The 24,811-nt window shown below is 67.6% G+C and carries 19 protein-coding genes; 17 read left to right on the top strand and 2 right to left on the bottom strand.

Annotated features, from left to right (window positions below):
- Positions 1 to 73 precede the first annotated feature (73 nt).
- From WKW79_RS27205 to WKW79_RS27150, 12 genes are all read left to right on the top strand, one after another.
- Entirely contained in the window at positions 74 to 310 is a 237-nt protein-coding gene (locus WKW79_RS27205; protein ID WP_340338347.1) for a DUF2789 domain-containing protein, read from the top strand.
- Positions 303 to 2,357 carry an AsmA family protein gene (locus WKW79_RS27200; RefSeq protein WP_340338346.1) on the top strand — a complete coding sequence of 685 codons (2,055 nt, stop codon included), beginning with the start codon at positions 303 to 305 and terminating at the stop codon, positions 2,355 to 2,357. The genes WKW79_RS27205 and WKW79_RS27200 overlap by 8 nt, the downstream gene beginning before the upstream one ends.
- Before the next feature lie 91 nt (positions 2,358 to 2,448).
- Entirely contained in the window at positions 2,449 to 3,642 is a 1,194-nt protein-coding gene (locus tag WKW79_RS27195) for an acyl-CoA dehydrogenase family protein (RefSeq protein ID WP_340338345.1), read from the top strand.
- Positions 3,639 to 4,796, top strand: coding sequence for an acyl-CoA dehydrogenase family protein (locus WKW79_RS27190; RefSeq protein WP_340338344.1), 1,158 nt, complete (start codon positions 3,639 to 3,641; stop codon positions 4,794 to 4,796). The genes WKW79_RS27195 and WKW79_RS27190 overlap by 4 nt, the downstream gene beginning before the upstream one ends.
- A gap of 18 nt (positions 4,797 to 4,814) precedes the next feature.
- Positions 4,815 to 5,894 (top strand): CaiB/BaiF CoA transferase family protein, encoded by a 1,080-nt coding sequence (locus tag WKW79_RS27185; protein ID WP_340338343.1) that lies wholly within the window; start codon positions 4,815 to 4,817, stop codon positions 5,892 to 5,894.
- A gap of 41 nt (positions 5,895 to 5,935) precedes the next feature.
- Positions 5,936 to 7,501, top strand: coding sequence for a long-chain-fatty-acid--CoA ligase (locus tag WKW79_RS27180; RefSeq protein ID WP_340338342.1), 1,566 nt, complete (start codon positions 5,936 to 5,938; stop codon positions 7,499 to 7,501).
- 17 nt (positions 7,502 to 7,518) lie between these two features.
- Positions 7,519 to 8,667, top strand: a complete 1,149-nt coding sequence (locus WKW79_RS27175) for an acyl-CoA dehydrogenase family protein (RefSeq protein ID WP_340338341.1) — start codon at positions 7,519 to 7,521, stop codon at positions 8,665 to 8,667.
- Positions 8,668 to 8,672: 5 nt separating this feature from the next.
- Positions 8,673 to 8,990: a divalent-cation tolerance protein CutA gene (gene cutA / locus WKW79_RS27170; RefSeq protein ID WP_340338340.1), complete on the top strand. Its 318-nt coding sequence runs from the start codon at positions 8,673 to 8,675 to the stop codon at positions 8,988 to 8,990.
- 30 nt (positions 8,991 to 9,020) lie between these two features.
- Positions 9,021 to 9,185, top strand: coding sequence for a DUF6693 family protein (locus WKW79_RS27165; protein ID WP_340338339.1), 165 nt, complete (start codon positions 9,021 to 9,023; stop codon positions 9,183 to 9,185).
- A gap of 182 nt (positions 9,186 to 9,367) precedes the next feature.
- A complete protein-coding gene (locus tag WKW79_RS27160; RefSeq protein ID WP_340338338.1) occupies positions 9,368 to 10,639 on the top strand; it encodes a toll/interleukin-1 receptor domain-containing protein in 1,272 nt (423 codons plus the stop codon).
- A gap of 25 nt (positions 10,640 to 10,664) precedes the next feature.
- The gene (locus WKW79_RS27155; RefSeq protein WP_340338337.1) at positions 10,665 to 11,690 is read left to right on the top strand and encodes an AAA family ATPase; all 1,026 of its coding nucleotides are present in this window, start codon (positions 10,665 to 10,667) and stop codon (positions 11,688 to 11,690) included.
- 12 nt (positions 11,691 to 11,702) lie between these two features.
- Positions 11,703 to 15,266 (top strand): PAN domain-containing protein, encoded by a 3,564-nt coding sequence (locus WKW79_RS27150; protein WP_340338336.1) that lies wholly within the window; start codon positions 11,703 to 11,705, stop codon positions 15,264 to 15,266.
- 33 nt (positions 15,267 to 15,299) lie between these two features.
- Here WKW79_RS27150 and WKW79_RS27145 read toward each other — a convergent pair whose 3' ends face one another.
- On the bottom strand, positions 15,300 to 16,094 hold the full coding sequence (locus tag WKW79_RS27145) for a fumarylacetoacetate hydrolase family protein (protein WP_340338335.1): 795 nt from the start codon (positions 16,092 to 16,094) through the stop codon (positions 15,300 to 15,302).
- A gap of 369 nt (positions 16,095 to 16,463) precedes the next feature.
- Between WKW79_RS27145 and WKW79_RS27140 the strand changes: the two genes are divergently transcribed.
- The 3 genes from WKW79_RS27140 to WKW79_RS27130 all read left to right on the top strand — a co-directional run bounded on the left by WKW79_RS27140 (position 16,464) and on the right by WKW79_RS27130 (position 19,825).
- Positions 16,464 to 17,564: a GNAT family N-acetyltransferase gene (locus tag WKW79_RS27140; protein ID WP_340338334.1), complete on the top strand. Its 1,101-nt coding sequence runs from the start codon at positions 16,464 to 16,466 to the stop codon at positions 17,562 to 17,564.
- A gap of 109 nt (positions 17,565 to 17,673) precedes the next feature.
- Positions 17,674 to 18,660, top strand: a complete 987-nt coding sequence (locus tag WKW79_RS27135; protein WP_340338333.1) for an ABC transporter substrate-binding protein — start codon at positions 17,674 to 17,676, stop codon at positions 18,658 to 18,660.
- A 187-nt stretch (positions 18,661 to 18,847) separates the two neighbouring features.
- Positions 18,848 to 19,825 carry an NAD(P)H-dependent flavin oxidoreductase gene (locus tag WKW79_RS27130; RefSeq protein WP_340338332.1) on the top strand — a complete coding sequence of 326 codons (978 nt, stop codon included), beginning with the start codon at positions 18,848 to 18,850 and terminating at the stop codon, positions 19,823 to 19,825.
- Between the two features lie 12 nt (positions 19,826 to 19,837).
- Here the strand turns inward: WKW79_RS27130 and WKW79_RS27125 are convergent, their stop codons facing one another.
- Complete coding sequence (locus WKW79_RS27125) at positions 19,838 to 22,546, bottom strand: winged helix-turn-helix domain-containing protein (protein WP_340338331.1); 2,709 nt, start codon at positions 22,544 to 22,546, stop codon at positions 19,838 to 19,840.
- Between the two features lie 158 nt (positions 22,547 to 22,704).
- Here WKW79_RS27125 and WKW79_RS27120 point away from each other — a divergent pair, with 158 nt between their 5' ends.
- On the top strand, positions 22,705 to 23,487 hold the full coding sequence (locus WKW79_RS27120) for an SDR family NAD(P)-dependent oxidoreductase (protein ID WP_340338330.1): 783 nt from the start codon (positions 22,705 to 22,707) through the stop codon (positions 23,485 to 23,487).
- 57 nt (positions 23,488 to 23,544) lie between these two features.
- Positions 23,545 to 24,723: an acetyl-CoA C-acetyltransferase gene (locus WKW79_RS27115; RefSeq protein WP_340338329.1), complete on the top strand. Its 1,179-nt coding sequence runs from the start codon at positions 23,545 to 23,547 to the stop codon at positions 24,721 to 24,723.
- Positions 24,724 to 24,811: the final 88 nt, after the last annotated feature.

Genomic DNA, 24,811 nt, shown 5'->3' with positions numbered 1-24,811 from the left:
CGGAGGGGCATCGACTGGAAGCGCACGCCGAGGCCTTTGTCATTTCCCCCTTCCGTGCTTACAGTGCGGAACCATGGACACGACACCCCACAGCCTCGAGACCCTGTTTGCGCAACTCGGCCTGCCCAGCGCCAACGCTTCGGACATCGAGCGATTCGTCGCCGAACACCGGCCGCTCGCGGCGGACGTGGAGCTGGCCGATGCGCCGTTCTGGACGCCGGGCCAGGCGGAGTTCCTGCGCGAGGAGATCAACGACGACGCCGAGTGGGCCGAAGTGATCGACCAGTTGAACGCGATGCTTCGTGCCTAGTGTTCCCGGCGCTGCACCCGCGGTCCGGCCGCGGGGGCTGGTGCGGCGCTTCCTTCGCATTGCCGCCATCCTGCTGGCCGTTGTCGGCCTGTTGATCGGCGGGGCCCTGGTCGCGTTGCGGCAGGCCTTCCCGCCGGCACGGATCGCCAGCATGCTCGCGGAACATGTCAGTGCGAGCACCGGCCGCGCCCTGCGGATCGATGGCGACTTGAAGTTCCGGCTGTGGCCGACCCTTGCGGTCGAGGCCGACGGCATCTCCCTGGCCAATGCGGAATGGGCTTCGTCGCCGCAGATGGTCCGTGCCGGCCACGTCGCCTTCGAGCTGTCGTTGCAGGACTTGCTGCACCGCGAGTTGCGCATCCTGAGCGTGGAGGTGAAGGGGCTGGACCTCGATCTCGAATCCGACGGCAAGGGTCGCTTCAACTGGCAACTGGCGAATTCCCATGCGACGGCCTCGCCGATGGGAGGATCGACCTTGCAGGCGCTCGACCATGTCACCGTCACCGATGCGCGGGTGCGCTACGCCGATGGCAAGGGCCGGGACGACAGGCGCGAGCTCGACATCGATTCCTTCAGCCTGGCCGTGCAGGGTGATGGGAATGCGTTGCATGCCGCGATCACGCTCGGCAAGCAGCCGTGGAAGATCGAAGGCCGCACCGGGCCGGTCGGCAAACTGCTCGGCGGCGCGGAGGAATGGCCGATCGACTTGAAGTTCAGCAGCGAGGGCGCATCGCTTTCCGCGCAGGGCGTGCTGGGTCACGGCGCGAGTGCGAACACCTTCCAGGGCAAGGTGGCGTCGCGCATCACTTCGGGTGCGGCGTTGCCGTATTTCGCGTCCGCTGCCGCGGGCTTGCCGATGCCGGTGGAGGGGAGCGCGACCTTGAGCCTTTCGCCGAAGCAAGTGCGTGCCGAGTCGATGACCCTGTCCATGGCCGGCCAGCAGTTCACCGGGAACGTCAGTGTGCAGACCGAGCCCTTGCAGGTACGGGCGGAACTGGCGGCAGCGACCATCGACCTGGCACGCCTGCATGGCGGCGCTGTGCCTTCCCATGCGCCTGCGGCACCTGCAAAAGCACGCGCGCCCTTGTTCAGCGACGCTCCGATGCCCTTCGATGAGTTGCCGTCCTTCGATGCGGAAATCTCCCTCGTGATCGACCGGTTGCACGTCCCCGGCCTGCCGCCCGTCTCGGCGCTGAAAATGCACCTGACCAACACCGCCGGCCTGCTGGACGTCGGCCGGCTGGACTTCACTTTCGCGGACGGGCCGGTCCGCTCCCGCCTCAAGGTGACGCGGCGCGAGGGCGCCGCGCCGCGCGTGGAGGTGCAGGGCGAAGCCAGGTCGCTCTCCGTTGACGTGCTCGACGCCATGGGCCCGGGCACCGTCAAGCATTTCAGCGGTGGGCGCGCCAACCTCGACCTCAGGTTCTCGATGGCCGGGCAGTCGCCGGCCCGGCTCGCCGCCTCCGCCAACGGCAGTGCCATTTTCACCGCCAACGGCGTTGCACTGACCGGCAAGGCGGGCTCGCTCGACCAGAACGTCGTCGCGCGCGTGCTCGATGCGCTGCTGCCCAAGTCGGTGCCGCACCAGGACCTCGTCGTCCAGTGCCTGGTCGCGCGCCTGCCCCTGCGCGACGGTGTGGCGACGATCGAGCGTTCGGTGGCCATGGAGACTTCTCAAGTCGCGGTGTCGGCCAGCGGCCAGGTCAACCTGGCGCGGCAGACCATCGGGCTCGCGTTCCAGCCCCAGGCGAAGAAGGGCCTGGACCTGAAGGCGGCCAACCTCGTCGAACTGCTGCTGCTCACCGGCCCCTTGCGGGCGCCGGAACTCAGCATCAACCCGCTGGGCGCGGCGAAGCAGGCAGCCGACCTGGGCATTGCCGCGGCGACGGGCGGCTGGTCCTTGCTGGCGCCCGCGCTGCGCGCATCGCGCGGCGACTCGGTGTGCGACTTCGCAAGTTCGGGCGGTGCCTCGGGCAAGGGCGGTGCGGCATCCGGCAAGGACGAGCGGCGCCCGTTGCGGCCCATCCGCAACCTGCTCGGGCGTTGACGGCGCACGCAGGTTCGTCCGATCCGACGATGCCGCCGCGCGGCGCCAGCCGGCACACTCGCGTCTTCTTTCCGATGAGAGACAAGACGACATGGCCTGGAAACTCAGCCCTGCGGAGGCCGCCTTCAGGGACGAGGTGCGCGACTTCCTCGCGCGCGAACTGACGCCCGAGCTGCGCGTGGCCGGCCGGCGCTGCTCCGGCATCTTCAACGACTACGAGGACGGGATCGCCTGGCACCGCATCCTCGCGAAGCGCGGCTGGAGCACGCCCAAGTGGCCGGTCGAGCATGGCGGCACCGGCTGGACCCCGATGCAACACTACATTTTCGCGAGCGAAGTCTCCGCGGCCGATGCGCCGCGCGTGGCGCCGATGGGTACCGGCATGGTCGCGCCGGTGATCATCGCCTTCGGCACCGAGGCGCAGAAGCGCGCCTGGCTGCCCGGCATCCGCTCCGGCGACGACTATTGGTGCCAGGGTTATTCGGAGCCGCAGTCGGGCTCCGACCTGGCCTCGCTGCAATGCAAGGCGGTGCGCGACGGCGACCACTACGTCATCAACGGCACCAAGATCTGGACCACCCACGCGCAGTACGCCAACAAGATGTTCTGCCTGGTGCGCACCAACGCCGCCGGCAAGGCGCAGCAGGGCATCAGCTTCCTGTGCTTCGACTTCAAGACGCCGGGCATCACGGTGCGGCCGATCATCAGCATCTCCGGCGACCACGAGTTGAACCAGGTGTTCTTCGACGATGTGCGCGTGCCCCTCGACAGCCTGCTCGGCGAGGAGAACCAGGGTTGGACGGTCGCCAAGTACCTGCTGCAGCACGAGCGCGGCGGTGCGTGGACGCCGATGCTGCGCGAGCGTTTGCGGCGCTTGCACGATGCCGCCGATGTCGCCTTCGGGCGGCGCAGTCCCGGCGATTTCGCCGCGGCCGACATGGCGCTGCGCCTGGCCGAGATCGAATGCGCGATCGATGCAGTCGAGGCGACCGAACTGCAGCAACTGCGGGCGCAGGCGCGCGGCGAGCCGCCCGGCATCCGGCCGTCGATGGGCAAGGTGCTCGGCTCGGAACTGCGCCAGCGCATCACCGAGTTGGCAGTCGAGATCGCGGGCCCGCATGCCGCGATCGACGTGCCGATGGTCGACTGCGAAGTGGGCGACCTGCCGGTGCCCGAAGAGGCCGTGTTCGCGATGTCGGCCTACCTCAACGACCGTGCCGCATCGATCTATGCCGGCACCAACGAAGTGCAGCGCAACATCATTGCCGCGCAGTTGCTCAAATGACCACGACCACCGACCAGCAAGACACGCTCGCGATGCTGCGCGACAGCCTCGCGCGCTATCTCGACGACCGCCACAGCCTGCCGCAGCGCTTGCACGCATTGGCGCAAGCCGACAGCGCCCCGCCGCCGTTCTGGCAAGGACTCGCGAACGAACTCGGGCTGCTCGGCATGGCGCTGCCGGAGGCGCAGGGCGGCCTTGGCGGCGGGATGGCGGCGCATGCCGCAATGATGGAAACGCTCGGCGGTGCCTTGGCCGCCGAGCCCTATCTCTCGACCATGGTGATCGGTGCCGGACTGCTGCAACGCAACCCCGGCGCGCAGGCCGATGCCTTGCTGGCACGCGCTGTCGCGGGACAGGCCGTGATCGCCTTCGCACACACGGAACCGCAAGGCGGGTACGACGCTGCGGACGTGCAGGCCACGCTGGTGCGCGACGGCGATGGCTTGCGCCTGGATGGCCGCAAGTCCGTCGTGCAGGCGGCGCCGTGGGCCAGCCACTTCATCGTCAGCGCGCAAAGCAGCGGCGACGCGCGGGAGGAGGGTGGGCTTTCGCTGGTGCTGGTGCCGCGCGATGCGCCGGGTGTCCGCTTGCGACCCTATGCCACGCGCGACGGAGACCGCGCCGCCGAGATCGCATTCGATGGCGTTCGGCTGCCAATGGACGCACTCCTCGGCAGCGAAGGCGGCGCATTGCCGCACATCGCGCAAGCGCTCGACGAGGCGACGCTCGCCGTCTGCGCCGAGGCCACCGGCGTCATGCGTCGCCTGATGCGCGACACGCTCGATTACGTGCGCCAGCGCAAGCAGTTCGGTGTGCCCATCGCGAGCTTCCAGGTGCTGCAGCATCGGCTGGCCGACATGCACATGGCCCTGGAGCAGGCGGCGGCGCTGACAGAAAGTGTGGCCGAGGCGTTGGGCGAAGGCGACCTCGATGCGAACCAGCGTGCGCGCGCCGTGTCCTCCGCCAAGGTCGCGGTCGCCAAGGCCTGCAAGGCCGTCGCGCAAGGCGCGGTGCAACTGCACGGCGGCATGGGCATGACGGAGGAGCTGGCCGTGGGCCACTACGTGCGCCGGGCCACGCTCATCGAAGGCTTGTTCGGCCCCGCGTCGTGGCACTTGCGCCGCGTCGCGCGGCTCCACGCATCGGCAATTTGACAACCAGGGGAGATCGAGATGGCAGGACCACTGCAAGGGCTACGGGTGATCGAGATGGCGGGCATCGGCCCCGCGCCGTTCTGCGCGATGCTGCTCGCCGACATGGGGGCGGACGTGATCCGCGTCGAGCGGCCGGGTACGAAGGCCAGTCCGCATGACATTCTTTCGCGTGGTCGCAGCATCTTGCAGCTTGACCTGCGCGCGGAAGGTGCGACGCAGGCGATGCTGGACGCGATCGCCAAGGCCGATGTGCTCATCGAAGGCTTCCGGCCCGGCGTGATGGAGCGCCTGGGCCTGGGCCCCGATGCCTGCCATGCACGCAATCCGCGCCTGGTCTATGGCCGCATGACCGGCTGGGGCCAGCACGGGCCGCTGGCGCATGCGGCCGGCCACGACATCAACTACATCGCGATCAGCGGTGCGCTGCATGCCATCGGCCGCAACGGCGAGGCGCCGGTGCCGCCGCTCAACTATGTCGGTGACTTCGGCGGCGGCGCGATGCTGCTGGCCGTGGGCGTGCTCGGCGCCATCTACGAGACGCAGCGATCCGGCAAGGGCCAGGTGGTGGACGCCGCGATGACCGATGGCGCCGCGCTGTTGTCCGCCATGATGTACGGCTTCAAGTCCGAAGGCCGCTGGAACAACAACCGCGGCGAGAACTTCCTCGACGGCGGCGCGCACTTCTACGACACCTACGCCTGCGCCGACGGCAAGCATGTGGCCATCGGTTCCATCGAGCCGCAGTTCTACGCGCTGCTGCGCGACCGCTGCGGCCTCGCGGACGACCCGGCTTTCGACGCGCAGATGGACAGCGCGCGCTGGCCCTTGCTCAAGCTGCGCCTGGCCGATGTGTTCCGCACCCGCACGCGCGACGAATGGTGCGCGCTGCTGGAAGGCACCGATGCCTGCTTCGCGCCGGTGCTCGACTGGGACGAGGCGCCCGCGCATCCGCACAACGTGGCGCGCGGCACCTTCGTGAATGTCGACGGCGTGGTGCAGCCCGCGCCCGCGCCGCGCTTCAGCCGTACCGCGCCGGACCAGCCCGATGGCCGGGCGAAGGACGATGCCCAGGCCGTCCTGCAACGGTGGGGTTCATAAGCCCTCGTCAAGAAAATCCAACAAAACAGGAGACATCCAGCATGCACATGAGCCTGACGCACCCTTTGCACAAGGGCCGGCGCGAGAAGCCGAACGACAATGCCGTCGTAAGCGGCAACACGCGCCTTTCGTTCGGCCAGTTCGCCGACCGCGTGGCGCGACTCGGCGCGGCGTTGCAGAGGCTCGGCATGCGCAGCGGCGACCGCGTCGGCATGATGAGCCTCAACTCGCACCGCTTCGTCGAATACTTCTTCGGCACCTGGTGGGGCGGCGGCGTCATCAACCCGGTCAACATCCGCTGGAACCCGAAGGAGGTCGCCTATTCGCTGGACGACTGCGACACGCGCATCCTGCTGGTGGACGACCTGTTCGCGCCGATGGCGGCGGAGCTGCGCAAGCTCTCGACCTCGCTGCGCACGGTGGTCTATTGCGGAGACGGCGCGGTGCCTGAAGGCATGCTCGGCTATGAATCCCTGCTGGCCGAAGCCACGCCCATCGAGGATGCACCGCACGATGCCGACGAGCTCGCCGCCATCATGTACACCGGCGGCACCACCGGGCGGCCCAAGGGCGTGATGCTCACGCACGGCAACGTCTACACCAACGCGCTGAGCTCGGTGGCGACGGTGCCGCGCGACCGGCGCAATGCGTCGGTCGTCATCGCCGTGCCGATGTTCCATGTGGCAGGTTGCGGCCTGTCGTTGCAGAGCATGCTTCGGCTGGTGCCGCAGCATGTGCTGCCGATGTTCGACGAGGTCGCGATCCTGCAGTCGATCCAGGCCGCACGCGCCACCGAGATCTTCCTGGTGCCGACGATGATCAAGCGCGTCATCGAGCATCCGCGCTTCGCGGAGTTCGACCTGTCGAGCCTGCAGATGATGCTGTACGGCGCGGCGCCCATCGACGTGGCGCTGCTGGAGCAGGCCATGCGCGCCTTGCCGCAGACTTCCTTCTCGCAGGCTTACGGGATGTCAGAGCTGTCGCCGACCGTGGCGGTGCTGATGCCGCACTGCCACCTGCCGGGTCCGGAGCGCGGCCGGATGCTGCGCTCAGCCGGCACGCCGGTCATCGCCGCGGAGATCCGCATCGTGGACGCGGAGGACAAGGAGGTGCCGCTCGGCCAGGTCGGCGAGATCTGCGCACGCGGGCCGACCGTGATGAAGGGCTACTGGAACAAGCCGAAGGAAACCGAGGCCGCCTTGCGCGGCGGCTGGATGCACACCGGCGACGGCGGCTACATGGACGAGCACGGCTTCCTCTACGTGGTCGACCGCATGAAGGACATGATCGTGAGCGGCGGCGAGAACGTGTATTCGGCCGAGGTCGAGAACGCCATCGCGCAACTGCCGCAGGTGCTGATGTCCGCCGTGATCGGCGTGCCCGACGACAAGTGGGGCGAGCGCGTGCATGCGGTGATCGTCAAGCGCGAAGGCGCCGACATCGACGCCGATGCCATCATCGCCCACTGCCGCGACCAGATCGCCGGCTACAAGTGCCCGCGCAGCGTCGAGTTCCGCAACGAACTGCCACTGTCGGCCGCCGGCAAGCTGCAAAAATTCCAGCTGCGCGAACCTTACTGGGCCGGACGCGACAGACGCGTGGCCTGAACTACAACGGAGACACCATGCCCATCGATTTCCGCCGCTCCTGGAGCGATGAAGACCTGGAGCTGTACCGCGACAACGTGGTGCGCTTCATCGAGACCGAAATGGTCCCGCACGACGAGGAGGCGCGCAAGGCGGGCCATGTGGGCCATGCCATCTGGCGCAAGGCCGGCGAGATCGGCCTGATCTGCGCCGATATCCCCGAGGAATACGGCGGCGGTGGCGGCGACTTCCGCCACGAGGCCGTGTTCTACGAGGAGGCGGCGCGTCGCGGCCTCAGCGGCATGGCGACCTCGGTGCATGCGATCGTCGCGCACTACTTCCTCAACCACGGCACCGAGGCGCAGAAGCGCGAGTACCTGCCGCGCATGGCGCGTGGCGAACTGGTCGGCGCCATCGCCATGACCGAACCCGGCGCCGGCTCCGACCTGCAAGGCGTGCGCACGCGCGCCGAGCGCGATGGCGACAGCTACGTCATCAACGGCTCCAAGACCTTCATCACCAACGGCTTCCTGGCTGGCGTGGTGCTGGTGGTGGCCAAGACCGATCCGAAGCAGGGCGCCAAGGGCACCTCGATCCTCATCGTCGAGACCGAAGGCTGCAAGGGCTACCGCGTCGGCCGAGTGCTCGACAAGATCGGCATGAAGGCGCAGGACACCTCGGAGCTGTTCTTCGACGACGTGCGTGTGCCCGCTGCCAACCTGCTGGGCGGCCAGGAAGGGCAGGGCTTCTTCCAGCTGATGTCCGACCTGCCGTACGAGCGCACCATCATCGGCGTGAGCGCACTGGCCACGATGGAAGGCGCCTACGAGGCCACGCTCGACTACGTGCGTGACCGCAAGGCCTTCGGCCAGCCGATCGCCAACTTCCAGAACACCAAGTTCAAGCTGGCCGAGATCGCGACGCAGATCAAGGTGGGGCGCGCCTTCATCGACCGCTGCGTGGAAGACCTGGTGGCCGGCAAGCTGGACACCGCCACCGCCTCGATGGCCAAGCTGTGGGGCTCGGAGACGCAGGGGCGCGTGGTCGACGAATGCCTGCAACTCTTCGGCGGCTACGGCTTCATGAACGAATACATGGTGGCGCGCATGTATGCCGACTCCCGCGTGCAGCGCATCTATGGCGGGACGAACGAGATCATGAAAGAGGTGATCTCGCGGGCGCTGTAGCTGCCATGACCGCCATCGCCGTCATCACCACCGTCGGCAACCGCGCCGAGGCGCAGGCGATGGCACGCGCCCTGGTCGAGCGCAAGCTGGCCGCGTGCGCGCAAATCTCGGAGATCGAGAGCTTCTACGTGTGGGACGGCGCGGTGCAGAACGAGGGCGAGTTCCGCGTCCTCTTCAAGACCACGCGCGAGCGCTACGCCGCCGTCGAATCCGCGATCCGCCAACTGCACAGCTACGAACTGCCCGCGATCCACGCCATCGCCTTCGAGCACATCCACGCACCCTATGAACGGTGGATTGAGGACAACTCGACCGGGGCGTAGGATCGCGCTCCCTTCATCGAGGAGAGAGCCATGGCAAGGTACAAGCTGGTGAACACGCTCACCTTTGGCGAGATGTTCGTGCAGGCGCTGATCTGGACCGTGCTGATCGTCGTGACCTTCGGCCTTGCCGCGCCGTTCTTCGCGTACTACTTCCTCAAGCTCATCATCAACAAGACGGAGATACACGAGTTCTGAGTTCGGCGCCAGCCTTCCCGCCGCACGGGGTCCGGGTGCAGAATATTCGCAGGGGAGCCGGACGCTGCGAAGAAGCCGCAGCGTGAACCTTGCCGAGGAAGGCGCCGCCGATGCCGCAAGTCAGAGTCCAGACAGCTCCTCGTGTTGCGACAGCAACAGGGCCCGCTGGACTTCCTCCCGGGATGCGGCAGGTTTTCATCTCGTACTCGCATGTCGATCGCGCCGATGTAGCGCCCTTCGTGCAGCACCTCTTCCCGCTCGCCGAGCGCGAGCGCCTGGACGTGTTCTTCGACAGGGACGACCTGCGCGCCGGGGATGTCTGGAGCGACAAGCTGCAGGCCGCGCTGAAGCGCTGCGACCTGTTCCTGCTGCTCGTGACGCCGGCCAGCCTCGCGTCCCAGTTCTGCATGAACCAGGAGCTCCTGATCGCGATCGACCGGCAGCGGCGCGGACTGTGCCGGGTGGTGCCGATCGTGCTGCGCGCCTGCGACTGGCAACTCAAGCTGCTGCCCGATGGCAGCCGGGAGTGCCTGGGCCGCTATCAATCGCTGCCCGCGGGCGGCCGTCCGGTGGCCAGCTGCGAAGGGGCTGCGCGCGATGAGGTCTGGCACGACATCGTCGAGGAGCTGTCGCAACTGCTGGCGGAGCCCGCGGCGGTCACGCTGCCCCAGGCCGCTGCCGGCCCCTCGGCGGTCCCGGCGCTGTTGCCTTACCTGTGCGACCAGCAGCGTCCCGAACTCGCCGTCCGCGAGTGCCTGATGCAATGGCGCGTGCAGCATCGGCCGCTGGTCTTGGTCCTGCGCGCGGATGCCGTCGACTGCCCGGACTGGTTCGTGAACCGGATCGATGAACGGCACCTGCGCAAGCTGCTGCAAAGAATGGCGCCCGGCATGGGGTTGCAGCGCCACAGCGGCCTGCAATGGCCCACGCCCCAGCTTGGCCTGCACGATACCGCCAGGCTCGAGCAGTTCTTCCTGGACCAACTCATCGAGCGCGTGCTCGGGGACTCCTATGGAACGGAGGAAGAATTCCTTCAACGCCTGCGCGACGAAAGCACCAACCGGCTGTTCATCGGCGGCCTGCCGACCGCGCCGCAGGCGTTCCTGGCGCAATCCCTGCAGGCCTTCGCGGCCTGCCTCGGCCGGCTGACGAAGCGCCTGGACAAGGTGCTGCTGGCCGCAATGCTGTGGAGCGAAGACCCCGCCCTGAAATCGGCCGAGCCCGATCCGCCCTGGGACAGCAATGGCCCGGAGGCCTGCATCGGTGTTCCCGCGGCCTTGGGCGCCTTCGACATGAGCGCCGTCGTCGATTGGTCCTTGCTCGACGAAGTGCGCAACTACGCGAAGGTGGACCGCACGGGTCTTGAAGACTCGTTCCGCGACGCACCACCGCAACTCACGATGCGCGAATTCGCCGCCATCGCCGGCCCCATGCTGCTACGGTACGCGGCCTGATCCAACCTGGAGAAGCAGTCCACCCATGCCATTCCAACTGTTTCGCGGCCAAGGCCCCATCGAGCAAACGGTCGACCTGGACGAGCGTCTCGCGCGGGTCGACCGGAGCGCATTGCAGGCGCCGGATCGCTACATGGCCGATGAGGCGTTGCGCCACGCCGTCGACGTGGCCATCTACCTGCGCATGCCGCTGTTGCTCACGGGCGAACCCGGCACCGGCAAGACCCAACTGGCCTATCGCGTGGCGGCGGAGTTCGGCCTCGGCGACCCGTTGATCTTCGAGACCAAGTCGTCGAGCGTGGCGCAGGACCTGCTCTACACCTTCGATGCGCTGAGGCGCTTCTCGCTGGCGCAGGTTGCGACGCAGACGATGGAGGCCGGACAACGCGAAGCAGCGCTCGACCCGCGGCGCTTCGTGCGCTACCAGGCGCTGGGCCTGGCCATCCTCCGGGCCAACGACCCGGCCATCGCGGCGCGCTGGTTGCCCGCGGACAGTCCACGCGATGCGCTGGCGCCGCGCCGCTCCGTCGTGTTGATCGACGAGATCGACAAGGCCCCCCGGGACTTTCCGAACGACCTGCTCAACGAGATAGACCGCCGCCGCTTCCGCGTCGCCGAACTCGGCGACGACTACCTGGCCGCGCCCGAAGACAAGGCGCCCATCGTCCTGATCACCAGCAACTCCGAGCGCCAGTTGCCCGATGCCTTCCTGCGGCGCTGCGTGTTCCATCACATCGAGCCGCCGGACACCGAGCGGTTGAAGCAGATCGTGGCGGCGCGTCTGCCGGAGTTCATCGATGCACCGCTGCTCATGCGCGACGCCATCGCGTTCTTCCAGTCGATTCGCAGCGAGGCGCTGGGCCTGGACAAGAAGCCGTCGACGGCGGAACTGCTGAACTGGCTGGACGCGATGACCGGCGCGCAAGCCGACAGCGACAAGCCGCTCGGTGCGCAGCAGGCCATTGCGCAGGCCTATCTCGGCGTGCTGTGCAAGACGGACAACGATCAGGTGGCGGTGCGCGAGCGCCTGGCCCAGTGGCACGGCGCCTGACCCCGGCGAGCGATGCGCAAGGCTGTGCAACGCGACCTGTCGAACACGGATGAGCCGTTCGCGGCCTTCTTCGGGTTTCTCCGGCAAAACGGCTTCCAGGTTGGCCTGCGTGAGCGGATCCAGGCCGACCAGTTGCTGTTCGGCCTGGCCGCGAAGCGCGCGCTGCCGGCGGGGCTGAACGCGCGACTCTCGCTGCTGCGTCCGCTGGTGTGCCGCAATGCCGAGCAGCAACGCCAGTTCCCCGAACTGGTGGCGCGATGGGCGCCGCCCGAGGAGGGGCTGATCAAGGGCTTGAGGCGCAGGCACCAGCCGGGCGCGGTTGCGGCCGGAAAGTTGCGTCGCTGGCCGCTGCGTATCCGCCTGGCGTTGGTGGGAGTGGTGCTCATGCTTGTCGTGGGCCTTGTCGCGTTGGCCTGGCAGAACTGCGCGGCGCTCGGCTGGTGCCAGCCGCCCGCGCCTGCGACCGACACCACGCAAGTTACCACTGCGACAACGGAGCCTGCCGACACCAGCAGCGACGCCAGCACGCAACCCGACGAAACCTTGGGCTCCGTGCCCATCGAATCGGACTTCCCCCGGCTCCAGCAACGGCTCCGAAGCGTTCTCACCATCGTCGGTGGCGTGTCGATGGCAGTGCTGTTCGCAGGCCTGGTGCTGCTCTCCCTGCGACGTCTTGCACTGCAACCCTTGCGCACCGATGCGCCGCTGGAGCAGCGCAGCCTGTTCTCCAACCACGCACGCCTGATCCTCAAGGTGCCGCCCTTGCTGAAGCTCGTATCGCGCGAGCTGCGTCGACCCCGCAGGACCGATCGGCTGGAGCTGGACCTGCGGCAGACGATCTCCGCGACGCTGCGCAGCGGCGGCGCGCTGACGCCCCAGTACCGCGCACGCCAGGCCACCCCCGAATACATGATGCTGATCGACCAGCGCAGCCCGCACGATCAACTGGCGCGCTGCGCCGAAGACATCGTCTGGGCGCTGGATCGCCAGGGCGTTGTGCTGCACGTGTTCCGCTTTGCCGGTGATCCCTCGGTGTGCATGCCGATGCGCGTCGGTGGGTCTTCGGGCTCGCGGCCCGCGCAGGGTGCGCGCCAGCGCTTGCAGTTGGGCGAACTCGTGGCGCGCGCCGAGGGGCAACGCATCCTGCTCTTCGCCGAGGCCGGCCAGCTGGTCGACCCTTTGACCGGCGAGTTGCGGCCCGGCGTCGAAGCGCTCGAAGCACACGGCCGCTGCATGCTGTTCACGTCCCAGCCGGTGCCCGGATGGGGGCAGGCCGAGCAGGCGCTGGGGCAGCACGGCATCCTGGTGCTGCCGCTGCAGATGCGCGGCCTGGCGAGCGGCGCGGACTGGCTGTCGTCGCAACGGGCACTGCTGACGCTGGACCCGGACTGGCCCAGCACCTATCCGCCGCGCCTGCTCCTCAACGGCTTGCTGTGGCTCGCCCGCGTCGACAAACCTCCGGCCGAGGAGATCGATGGGCTGCTCTTCGAGCTGGAGCTCTATCTCGGGGCGCAGCGCTTCCAATGGCTTTGCGGCTGCGCGTCCTTTCCGGTCCCTTCTTGGCCGATCACGCTGGCGCTCGCGCCACTGTTCCTGCAGCCGGGCGAGGACCGTGTGACCGGGGCGGTGGCGCTGGCTTCGCTCCCATGGTTTCGCGAGGGCACATGGCCGCTCTGGTTGCGCGAGTCGCTGCAACAGCGATTGACGCCTGAACTCCGCACAGCGGTGGCAACGGAGATCCAGGGGCGCCTGGAGGGAGCCCGCCTGGGCCGGCCTGTGGGCTCGGGTGAGGTCCTGGCGCAAGTCGCATTGGCGATGGGCACGGGCGCGCGCTTGCGCCGCGCCTGGCGCGGCTTCGTAGCCAGGCTCAGGGGGGACCTGCCGGAGGGCAGGCTCAGCCGCGACGTGCTGTTCCTGGGCATCGTCCAGCACGGTGTCGCGCAACACCTGATGCAGATGGTTCCTGAAAGGCTCCGGCAGCAGGTCTTCAAGGAGGGGGTGCCGATCCTGGGGTTTCGTCCCTGGGTGCCTGCGCTGGTGTTGCCGCTGGTCATTGCCGGAATCGCCATCCAGTTGCCGCCCCTGCAGGGATGGGTGCAGGCGAGGCTGGAGTCGAGGCTGACGCCAGCATCACCTGTGCCGCTCCTGGTGGGACTGACGCTGCGTACAGCGGAGAGCGAATTGCTCCGTCTTGGCGGGCGCAGGGAGGTCGTTCACGTTGACGATCCGGACTTCTGCCCAGGGATGGTCATCGACCAGGCGCCGGCACCCGGCAATGCGTGGCTTCGGGTCGATCCTGTGCGGCTCACAGTCGCGCAAAACAAGACCCTGTTCTACAACATGACCTGCCGCGGGACGAACGGGAATGTGCAACTCGGATATCAGGCCACCGGCCAGGCCCTGGCAGCCAACCAGCCTTTCTCGTTCGAGATGAGCAAAGGGGGCACCGGCCCTGCGTCCAACGGGCTGGAGCCAGGTCAATGCGCCTGGCTGGACCGTGGATTCCGTACCGGAGAGCCCCTGGTCATCCGGGCCGAACTGCCTTCGCCGAGAGCCAGTGCGCTGAGTGCCGCGCTGGACAACGTCGACAGGTACGTCACCTTCAGGGTGGTCAACAAGGGCCCCTATTTCCGTGCAGGTTGCGTCGTCGACGCGAACGCCAGGCCGCCGGGAAGTCCGGTCGCGCCGGCCATCGACCCGCAACTTGCAGCACAACTGGAAGCGCAACTGCGCACCTTCTTCGGCGGCCCGCAGGCGTCGCGCCTGCAACCGGCGCTCATCCTCGCACGGGGTCTGGCGGGCGTCGAGAAAGACGGCCTCGTTGCGCTGGCCCTGGCTTTGGCGAAAGACGAGCCGGGAGACCTCTTTCCACGCGTCGAGGCAGAAAGCCGGTTGAATACAAGCCCCGGTGGGCAGCCATTCGATCTCTATGAGCCCGGTGGCGCCCGCGGCAAGAGCTACGGCAACACGCAGCCGGGCGACGGCGCTCGATACCGGGGCCGCGGCATCCTCATGATCGTGGGAAGGGCCAACTACGACCTCTACGGCAAGCGGATCGGGGTGGACCTCGTCGACAAGCCAGAGCTTGCAGCGGAGCCGGACATCGCCATCAACATCCTGGTGTCCGCATTCATCTATGCCTCGACCTCGCTGCAATCCCCGATCGGGCCGGACGACATTCGCATCGTGCTGCGACGGATCAATGGGAGCGCGACCCAGTTCGACAGGGTCGCGAAGGACTTCGAACTGGCCAGGCCGATCGCGCGTGCGCTGGACGCTGCGATCAACCCGGGCAACTCTGGTTCCAGGGGCGGGTCGTTCTCCGGGCCGAACATCGTCAGCAGGATGGGCCCCCTCGAGCGTGGTGTTTCCTACAACCAGGGTGACTACGCGAACCGGGATGCCAAGTCGCCGGAAGCATGCTCCGAGCTCTGCGGCAATGACGCCCGTTGCGTCGCCATGTCCTTCATTCCGTCCCAACAGCGCTGCTGGTTGAAGGACCGGCTCACAGGCAATGTCGCGAAGTCCGTGGACATGATCTCCGCGAGGAAGGTGCAGCCGGCCAAGGCCAATTGACCCGATCTGGCGGAGCCGTTCGAGGCGACGCCGTCAAACGACCTTCACGCTGATGTCGTAAAGCCCATCGATGTGCCCCGTCATCACATCCCCCTTGACCACCGGCCCGACGTTCTCCGGCGTGCCCGAATAGATGATGTCTCCAGGGAACAACTCGTTCGATTCCGACAGCTTCGCGATCTGCTCGGCCACGTTCCAGATCATCTTCGACAGGTCGCTCGACTGCTTCACCTGTCCGTTGACCTTGAGCCAGATCGCGCCCTTCTGGAAGTGGCCGGTGCGGCCCGCCGGATGCAGGTGGCTCACCACCGCCGAATGGTCGAAGGACTTGCCGATCTCCCACGGCTTCTTCTCGTTGGCCATGGCGTTCTGCAGGTCGCGGCGCGTCATGTCCAGGCCGACTGCATAGGCATAGACGCAGTCGAGCGCCTTCTCCGGCGGGATGTTGCGCCCGCCCTTGTTCAGCGCGGCGACGAGTTCGACCTCGTAGTGGTAGTTCTTCGTCAGCGGCGGGTAGGGATGGTCGATGGTCGCGCCCATCGGTGCCAACTGCACCGCGTCGGTCGGCTTCTGGAAGAAGAAGGGCGGCTCGCGGCTCGGATCGGAGCCGCGTTCGATCGCATGCGCGGCATAGTTGCGGCCGATGCAGTACACGCGCCGGACCGGGAAGACCTGGTCGCTGCCAACGATCGGAATGCTCGCGCCGGCCACCGCGAACATGGGCTTGCCGCTTCCGCTCGCGGCGGAGCCTGTGGCGCAGCCTGACAGCGCACCGGCGGCCAGGGCCGAGCCGAGTTGAAGCATGGATCTGCGGTTCTGCGTCGTCATCAATGGGTCCTTTTTCAATCGACAAGTGCGAGTGGCGGCCTCGGTGTGGGCCGCATCGCGGCGCGCAGTATCGGGCGCGGAAAGAGTTCACGGCGCGGGGAGAAACCCGGCGTGCGCAGCGCATGCGAAGAGGCCGGAATGCGAGGGCCTTTGATAGCATCCACGCCTTCCCCATCCACCGCACGGAGGTATCCCATGGCACACGCACATCACCCCACCTCCGCGCTCATCCGGTGGATTCGCGAGCGTTGAACTTGGCCATTGCGTCATCACGCCTGGCCTGACGCTCCCCAACCGCCTGAGTCGCCTTCCAAGTTGTCGCGGCATTCTTGCCCGCGGCGTTGTCGGCATTCAGAACTCAAGGCACTCATGTCTTATTTTTCCGGCCATTCGGCCAAGGTTGAACTTCGTCTTTTCGAACCGCTGCAAGCCAGCCCATCGCAGTGGCAAGCGCTCCATGCTTTTCGTCGCCTGCGCAGCCAGCAGGACTTGCCCGGCGAGCCGGTGATGTCCGATGCGGACTTCGAATCCGAGCTTCGCGTCGTGCGGCCCCTTGTCGAAACGCAGCGCCTGCTCGCCATCCACAACGGCGAGATCGCGGGAATCATGGTCCTGAACTTTCGCCGCCACGGCTCGCCTGACTGCGAGGACTATGCCGACCATGTGGACGTCGCCGGTGGCGTCATGCAAGACCTGCGCCGGCGCGGCATTGGCCGGGCCCTGCTCGCGGGCCTGGCCGATTTGATGGCGCTCCGTGGCAAGCACACCGCGACCGCCAAGGCCCACCTGCCCGATACGCATGCATGGATGGCCCGCATCGGCGCGACCTGCAAGTTGCGCATGTTCGAAACCCGCTCGCCCTTCGATGCGCTGGACTGGGAGATGCTGGCGCGCTGGGCTGGCTCTGCGACCCATGGCCTGCGTTGGGAAATGCACTGCGGACGCGTGCCGCTGCAAACGCTGGCCCCGCTGATGGCCCCCTTCACCGAGCTGATCAACGACCAGCCGCTGGACGACCTGGACATCCCCCGCATTCGCTACGAGCTGAAGGACTACGAAAGCTGGTACGCGGACCTCGACCGGCGCGGCGGCGATCACTTCCTGGTCCTCCTGCGCGATGGCGAGCAAAGAGTCGCCGCGATGTGCGACGCAACCTGGGACGCGCGCTTCCCCGATCGCATGTACCAGCAACTCACCGCCGTCGCGCGGCCCTGGCGCGGGCATGGACTGGCGAAGGCCGTCAAGGCACGCATGCTGGAACTGGTGCGCGCGAGCCATCCAGAAGTGAGGACCGTGCTCACGAACAACGCCGTGGTCAATGCGGCCATGCTGTCGATCAACGAGCGCCTCGGGTTCAGCGTGCACAAGGAGGACAGGACGTACCAGATCGACCTGCCAACGCTTCGTGCGTATCTGGCCCGGTGGCCGTCCGGGAACGCACGCGGAATACGGCAACCGCGCGAAGCCTGAGCGTCGCCTTCACGGGGCCCAAGCGACGGCATGCCGAGCAGATTTGACGCCTTCGACACCGAGGCGTACCTTCCCGCCATCGTGCCTCCAGCACACAGGAAGGCGACCCGTGAAACGACGCACTGCCTGCCACGCAATGCTGCTCGCCATCATGGCGTCGCCACGCATGACTTGGGCGCAGGTCGCGGATCGACCGGCCCGCCTCGCCTTCCTGGTAGAGCCGGCCCTGGACGCGCCGCTGCAGCAAGCCGTCGTGAAGGCGCTTCGGGAAGGGTTGCGCACGCTCGGCTACATCGAGGGCCGCAACTACAGCATCGAATTCCGCTCGGCCGATGGCACTTTCGCGCGACTCCCGGCGCTGGCCTCGGAGCTGTTGCGGCAGCAGCCCGACGTGCTCGTCACGGCCTGGCCCGCTGCGGCGATGGCCGCGAAGGAAGCGACCCGCACGGTGCCCGTGGTGGCGGTGAGTGTCGACAACCCGGTCACGATGGGGCTTGCGCAGAGCTTCGCGCAGCCTGGTGGAAACATCACCGGCGTGGGTTCATGGGCGGTGGAAATCGTTGCCAAGCGGCTTCAGGTGCTGCGAGAGTTCGTCCCGGCGGCAAAGCGCTTCGGCGTGTTGTTCAATCCCAATGTGGCGGGCCCGGGGCTTGAGCGGGCGGTTGCCGATTGGCAAAAAGGGCTGGGTCTTCCGATCCACGCGTACGCCGCCAGCGGCCCGGGAGACTTCGATGGCGCATTCGCGGCCATGGCAAAAGACGGGGTCGGCGGCCTGCTCGTGTTCGCCGATTCCAACACCTACACGCACCGGGTCGTCCTCAACCAGTTGTGCCTGCAGCGGCGCATGCCCTCGGTTTGGGGCGGGCGTGACTTCATGACGGGCGGTGCGCTGGCCTCGTACCAGTCCGACTATCCCGACATGTTCCGCCGGTCCGCCACCTTGATCGACAAGATCCTCAAGGGCACGAAGCCCGGTGACATCCCGTTCGAGCAGGCGAGCAAGCTGGAACTGGTGATCGACGCGAAGGCGGCCAAGGCGCTGGACGTCGTGGTGCCGCCGGCGCTTCTGCTGTCTGCGGACCACGTCATCGAATAGCGACAGCCAGGTAGGTGCGAGAACGGCGGCGGCCGTGCGGCGGGTCGACGGCGAGGGCCGTCATATCACGCGTCCATGCCGTGTCCCATCGGCGACCCCGAATCCGGATTTCCGGACGCTACGCTTGCGGGGCGCGCGTTCGTCGCGCCCCCATCCCCATCCACACATCCCACCGAGACACGACCTCATGAAGACCCGCATCACCGAACTCTTCGGCATCGAGCATCCCATCATCCAGGGCGGCATGCACTACGTCGGCTTTGCCGAGTTGGCGGCGGCCGTGTCCAACGCCGGCGGCCTCGGCATCATCACGGGCCTTACGCAACGCACGCCGGAGCTGCTCGCAAAGGAAATCGCGCGCTGCCGCGAGATGACCGACAAGCCCTTCGGCGTGAACCTCACCTTCCTGCCGACGGTGACTTCGCCCGACTATCCGGGCTACATCCGCGCCATCATCGACGGCGGCGTCAAGGCCGTGGAGACGGCCGGCAACAACCCGCAGAAGTGGTTGCCGGCACTGCACGAGGCGGGCATCAAGGTGATCCACAAGTGCACCTCGGTGCGCCATTCGCTGAAGGCCGAGTCGATCGGCTGCGACGCCGTGAGCGTCGACGGCTTCGAATGCGGCGGCCACCCGGGCGAGGACGACGTGCCCAATTTCATCCTGCTGCCGCGCGCGGCCGAGGCACTGAAGATCCCATTCGTCGCCTCGGGCGGCATGGCCGACGGCCGCTCGCTGGTCGCCGCGTTGGCGCTCGGCGCCGAGGGCATGAACATGGGCACGCGCTTCATCGCGACGCAGGAGGCGCCGGTGCACGAGAACGTCAAGAAGGCCATCGTGGCCGCGACCGAACTCGACACGCGGCTCGTGATGCGCCCGCTGCGCAACACCGAGCGCGTGCTGCGCAATGACGCGGTCGATCGGCTCATCGAAAAGGAAAAGTCGCTGGGCGCGGCGCTGACCTTCAACGACATCATCGAAGAGGTCGCCGGCGTCTACCCGAAGATCATGAAGGAGGGCGCGATGGATGCCGGCGCATGGTCCTGCGGCATGGTGGCAGGCCTGATCAGCGACGTGCCGACCGTCAAGGAACTGATCGATCGCACCATGCGCGAAGCCGAGACCATCATCAACGAGCGCCTGGCGCGCTTCGCAGCGCGCTGAACGCGGTCCACGCTACCGGATCACGCCGACTTTCCGCGCAATCGCCACCGCCTGCGTGCGGCTCTTCGCGTCCAGCTTCATGTTGATGTTGCGCAGGTGGGTGCGCACCGTGCTTTCGGAGACGAAGAGCTTCTCGGCCATCGCGCTGTTCGAATAGCCTTCGGCCAGCAGTTGCAGCACGTGGATCTCCTTGCGCGTGAGCGGCTCGGCGAGTTGGCTTTCGGGCGCGGGCGCGGGCGTGTCGATCTCGGAGGGCGCGATCGGGCCCATGGCCTGGAGCAGGCGCTGCAGGTAGTCGGCAAGGATCGGGTCGCCGTGCGCGGCCTGTGCGCGCGTTGAAGCCGCGAGGGACTGGAGCAACGGGCCGACGGCCGGACCTTCGTCCAGGACCAGCCGCATGAAGCCTTCCTGACTCGCGGCCTGCAGCGCGGCGCTCATCGCATCAAGTGCTGGCGTCAGGTCGCCGGCACGGTACAGCGCCAGCGCCCGCAGGACGCGCAGCTTGAGCGCGCGGCGGTGGCGCGCTGCTTCGGTGGCTGAGCGGATCTCGGCGTCGAGCATGGCGACGGCCGCACGCGTATCTCCAAATGCAATCTGCCAACGTGCCTGCGCCAGCGCGAGGTAGTCGAGGTCATGTGCGGGCAAGCGCTGAACGCGCTCACGTGCCCACAACGCAGATTCATCCGCGCGCGCCAGTTCGTCACGCGAGGCCGGCCCATTGCCCTGCAGCAGCAACATGCGCGATCGCTCCAGCTTGGCGCCGGCCACCACGCGCGGCAACTGGCGCTCGTGGCCGAGGTATTCCAGCTCGGTCAGTGCCAGGAAGGCTGCGTCGATGTCGCCCGCATGGAACGCGATGCGCGAGCGCATGACGTGGCTCAGGATCATGTGGTCCGGCAGGCCCACGTCCCTTGCCAGCGGCAGGTAGGCATTCAGCAGGTGGTCGGCCTGCGTCAGTTGGTTGGCCTCGTACACCACGCCCGCATAGAGCACGCCGGCCCAGGCATTGCCGTGGCTGTGGTTGTAGGTGACGGCATGCGTGGAATCGACCGCCATGCGGAAGCGCGCCGTGGCCTGGCGCAGCCGCCCGCCTTGCAGGTCGAGCATGCCTTCCAGCGACTCGGAATACATGCGGTTGAAGTTGCCGTGGCCCTGCCGACTGCGCGCCGCGTCGAGCAGGCGCTGTGACTCGTGCTGGTCGCCCATCACCGCCAGCACGTTGGCCATCGCGTTGAGCAGCGCGCTGTCGGCAAAGGCGATGCCGGTCGGCAGGCGGGCCAGCGCATCGCGGCCGGCAGCGTAGGCCTCGTCGTAGCGGTCCTGCATGGCCAGCAGCAGCGGGTAGAGCGTGTGGGCGCCGGCGCGGACTTCGGGGATGTCGCTGTCGGTGCAGCCCGATTGCTCCAGGTGCCGTATGGCCTCCCACGGTCCGCGCGTGAAGCATTCGGCCCACAACGCGATCAGTTGCAGCATCGGCTGCGCGCGCAGCTGGTGCGCCGGGATGGCCGCGAACCATCGCGACAGCATGCGCATGCGGCCCTGCTCCAGGAACTGCCCGGCCCAGGTGTGCAGCAGCGTCAGCGCATGCGGATGGTCGCCGCCCTCGATCGCATGGTCGATGGCTGGCACCGGCCGACGCTGCGATTCGTACCAGGCCGATGCCGACAGGTGCAGCCGCGCCAGTTCACCCGGCATCTCGCGTGCCAACTGCGCACGCAGGAAGTCGCCGAACAAGCTGTGATAGCGCCACGCGGGGGTCTCGCCCGTGACCGGCGTGAGGAACAGGTTGGACGCGGCCAGTCGGTCCAGGATGGCGGCGCTGTCGGCACGCGGGTTCAGTGCCTGGCAGACCGAGGCATCGAGCTGGCGCAGGATGCTGGTGCGCAGCAGGAAGTCGCGGACCTCGCGCGGCTGGTGCGCGAGCACGTCCTCGGCCAGGTAGTCGGCGATGGCGCGGTCGGAGCCTGAGAAGCGCTCGACGAAGCCCGTGGCCACGCCGTGGCGCTCCAGCGCCATCGACGCCAGCCAGATCGCCGCGACCCAGCCTTCCGTCTTGCGATGCAGTTGCGACAGCATGTCGGGCGGCAGGGCGGCGGCGGAGGCGCGCAGGTCGAAGAAGGCGCTGGTTTCCTCCAATGAGAAGCGCAGGCGATCGGTGTCGATCTCCAGCAACTGGCCGCGCGCGCGCAGCCGGCCCAGGCCCAGGTCCGGCAGGCCGCGCGACCCGATCACGATCTGGCCGCGGCGCGGCAACTGCTCGATGATCTCCCTCACCAGGCCCAGCACGGCGGGCTCCTGCACTACCTCGAAATCGTCGAGGAAGAGGGCGAAGGGCGCATCCAGCGTGGCCAGTGCGGCGACCGCGTCGAAGGCCGCGCCGGAGCCGGCCGGCTCCACGCCCAGCCGCAAGGCCGCCTCGGCCAGGCCATCCAGAAAGCGCGAGACATCGTTGTCGGCCCGGTCCAGTGTGAGCCAGGCGGTGCTGGTGCCGCGTTCCTCCATGCGCGCGCGGCTCTGCGCCATGGCCGTGGTCTTGCCGAAGCCGGCGGGCGCGCGCACCAGCACCATGCGCGCGGTGGCTGCCGCGATCTCGTCGCCGATGGCGCGGCGCGGCACCTGCGTGGCGACGAAGGCTGGCGGGTTCAGCTTGGTCTCGAGAATCCGGAGGGAAGAATGCGGGGAGGGCTGCATCGCCGGGGAAAGAGTTGGAGGGCCGATCATGCCGTGCCATGGGCCGTGGCGGCGTCGCGCGTTTGCCAGTGCCCCTGGCGCGGTCTTTTCGTCGATTCGGACGATGCCGGTTCGCGGCCCGGCTCCTAGACTGGCAGACCTCGCCGGCGCATCGCCCGGCCACGCAGAGACAACCGCAAGGACACCTGATGCAACTCGACTCCTCCATTGCCGCCATCGTCACCGGCGGCGCTTCCGGCCTCGGCGCCGCCACCGCACGGCGCCTGGCCAGCCGCGGCGTGAAGGTCGCGCTGTTCGACTTCAACGAAGCGCAAGGCACGGCCGTCGCCGCCGAAATCGGCGGCGTGTTCTGCAAGGTCGACGTGACCTCCGAGGAACAGGTCGACGCCGCCTTCGCCAAGGCCCGCGCGGCCCACGGGCAGGAACGCATCCTGGTCAACTGCGCCGGCACCGGCAACGCCGTCAAGACCGCCAGCCGCGACAAGGCCACCGGCGAGATCAAGCACTTTCCGCTCGCGAACTTCGACCGCATCATCCAGATCAACCTGGTCGGCACCTTCCGCTGCATCGCCAAGTCGGCGGCCGGCATGCTCACGCTCGACATGCTGGAAGACGGCGAGCGCGGCGCGATCGTCAACACCGCTTCAGTTGCCGCGCAGGACGGGCAAATGGGGCAGGCCGCCTACACCGCCTCGAAGGCTGGCATCGTCGGCATGACCTTGCCGATTGCACGCGACCTGATGGGCGAAGGCATCCGCGTCAACACCATCCTGCCGGGCATCTTCGATACGCCGCTGCTGCAAGGCGCGCCCGACAACGTCAAGGCGGCGCTGGCCGCGTCGGTGCCTTTCCCGAAGCGCCTGGGCAAGCCCGAGGAATATGCGACGCTGGCCGAGTTCATGATCACCACGGGGTACATGAACGGCGAGAGCGTTCGTTTGGACGGCGCCATCAGAATGGCGCCCCGCTAGGGCTCTTGGTGCGCCTGACTCGCAACGCGAACATTTCAAACCTCAACGGAGAACAACATGCCTGAAGCCTTTATCGTCGAAGCCGTCCGCACCGCTGGCGGGCGTCGCAATGGTCGCCTGTCGGGCTGGCACCCGGTCGACCTGGCCGCGCAGGTCCTCGACGCGCTGGTGGCACGCACCGGTGCCGACCCCGCGCTGATCGACGACGTCATCATGGGTTGCGTGATGCAGGGCGGCGAGCAGGCGCTCAACGTCGCGCGCAATGCCGTGCTGGCCTCGCGACTGCCCGAATCGGTGCCGGGCACCTCGGTCGACCGCCAGTGCGGCTCGTCGCAGCAGGCGCTGCAGTTCGCGGCGCAGGCCGTGATGTCGGGCACGCAGGACGTGGTGATCGCCGCCGGCGTGGAAAGCATGACGCGCGTGCCCATGGGCATGACCGTCGCGCTGGCTGCGAAGGCGGGCCTGGGCAACTACATGAGCCCGGCCATGAAGGCGCGCTATGGCAACGTCGAGTTCAGCCAGTTCACCGGGGCCGAGATGATCGCCCGGAACTACGGCCTTGAGAAAGACGCGCTCGACCGCTATGCGCTGCTGAGCCACCAACGCGCCATTGCCGCGACCCGCGCAGGTGCCTTCGAACGCGAGATCGTGCCCGTGGCCGTTCGCATGGCCGACGGCACCGAGCCCGGCGAGATGCACACCGCCGACGAAGGCATCCGCTACGAGGCCACGCTGGAGAGCATCGCCTCGGTCAAGCTCATCGCCGAAGGCGGACGCTGCACCGCCGCGACGGCCAGCCAGATCTGCGACGGCGCGAGCGGTGTGATGGTGGTCAACGAGCGCGGCCTGAAGGCGCTGGGCGTGAAGCCGCTCGCGCGCATCCATCACCTGAGCGTGTTGGGGCACGACCCGGTCATCATGCTGGAGGCGCCGATCCCCGCCACGCAACGCGCGCTGCAGAAGGCCGGCATGAAGATCGACGACATCGACCTGTTCGAAGTCAACGAGGCTTTCGCGCCGGTGCCGCTGGCGTGGCTGCAAGTCACGGGTGCGGATCCGGAGCGGCTCAATGTGAATGGGGGCGCGATTGCACTGGGCCACCCGCTCGGCGCATCGGGAACCAAGCTGATGACGACGCTGGTTCACGCGCTCGGCCAACGCGGAAAGCGCTACGGCCTCCAGACCATGTGCGAGGGAGGTGGCATGGCCAACGTCACCATCATCGAACGCTTGTAAATCTGTCGAGAATCGACGCGATGCGGCGTTGCAAATGCTCGCCGTACTTTCTGTACGGCTGTGCTTTGCGCCTTGCCTCGCGCCGATT

Origin of the sequence: Variovorax robiniae, from assembly GCF_037889955.1 — a bacterium.
GTDB lineage: Bacteria > Pseudomonadota > Gammaproteobacteria > Burkholderiales > Burkholderiaceae_C > Variovorax > Variovorax robiniae.
This window is presented reverse-complemented; position numbering and strand designations above follow the sequence as displayed.